Here is a 1301-nt window from a genome sequence, read left to right as displayed (position 1 = left end):
TCCTCTCGCGGGCCGCGCTGCTGGACATCTTCCTCATGTTCTGGATCGTGGTCGCCTTCTACTTCCTGGTCCTGGACCGCGAGCAGCGGCGCGCCCGGTGGCTGGCCCACCTGGAGTCCGGCTCCTCCCGGGTGCGGCTCGGCGTTCCCTGGTACCGGCTGGCCTGCGCCGTCTCGCTCGGGCTCGCGGCGGGCGTCAAGTGGAGCGCGCTGTGGTACATCCTGCTCTTCGCCGCCGCGATCGTCGTCTTCGACGCCGGAACCCGCCGCACCGCCGGCGTCTCCAACTACGTGAGCACCGCGCTGCTGCGCGACGGCCGGTGGCTCCTCGTGTTCGGCGCGCTCATCGTCGTCACCTACCTCGCCACCTGGACCGGCTGGTTCGCCTCCGACGACGGCTACTTCCGGCACTGGTACGCGCAGGCCCACGGCCTCGGCAGCGACCGCCTCATCGACCCGCTGGTCAACCTGTGGCACTACCACCAGGAGGCGTACGGCTTCCACACCACCCTGGACACCGGGCACCCCTACCAGTCCTGGCCGTGGATGTGGCTGCTGCTGGGCCGCCCCGTCAGCATGTACGTCAACACCGACGGCCCCTGCGACGCCGCCAGCTGCGTCTCCCAGGTGCTGCTGCTCGGCACCCCGGTCCTGTGGTGGTCGTTCCTGCCCGCGCTGGCCGCCCTCACCTGGCTCGCGATCGCCCGCCGCGACGGCCGCGCCTGGCTCATCCTGGCCTGCTCCCTCGCCGGCATCGTCCCCTGGTTCCAGTCCATGCCGGCCCACCGCACGATGTTCTACTTCTACGCCCTGCCCGCCGAGCCCTTCTTGATCCTCGCCGTCGTGTACGTCCTGGGCGCCATCATCGGCCCGCCCCGCCACGTCAACCCCGCCAGCGACCACCGCCTGATCGGCTCAATCGTCGCCGGCGCGTACGTCACCCTGGTCGCCATCTGCTTCGCCTACTTCTACCCCATCTACAGCGCCACCGTGATCACCAACGCCGAATGGCTCTCCCGCATGTGGCTAGGCTCCCGCTGGATATGACCCACCCCCTGCGAGGGGCAGTGGCTAGCCTGGAGCAGCGGCTGACCTGGGGGAATGCGACTGATCTCGATGCGGACGCGGGCTTGTCGTGGGAAGCGGTCCGGACCGACAGCCGTTGTTGAGGTTGCAATGTCGCCGCCGTGGGCTGGGAAGGCGCCCGTGGTCGCTTGCTTGCTGAGTGGGGCCACGTGGCGGTGGGGGTCTTCTGCTGTGTCGGGCGGGTTGTGGTCGCGACTGGTGCGACGGACTCCTTCC

The 1301-nt window shown here is 69.6% G+C and carries 1 protein-coding gene; it reads left to right on the top strand.

Annotated features, from left to right (window positions below; genetic code table 11):
- Positions 1-1046, top strand: a 1046-nt coding sequence (locus tag ABZ321_RS20935; RefSeq protein WP_354893501.1) for a phospholipid carrier-dependent glycosyltransferase, incomplete at its 5' end; no start/stop codon positions are given.
- Positions 1047-1301 lie beyond the last annotated feature (255 nt).

The organism is Dactylosporangium sp. NPDC006015, assembly GCF_040614215.1.
In the GTDB taxonomy this organism is placed as follows: domain Bacteria; phylum Actinomycetota; class Actinomycetes; order Mycobacteriales; family Micromonosporaceae; genus Dactylosporangium; species Dactylosporangium maewongense.
Note: the sequence above shows the minus strand (reverse complement) of the source record. Positions and strands in the feature narration are given on the sequence as shown.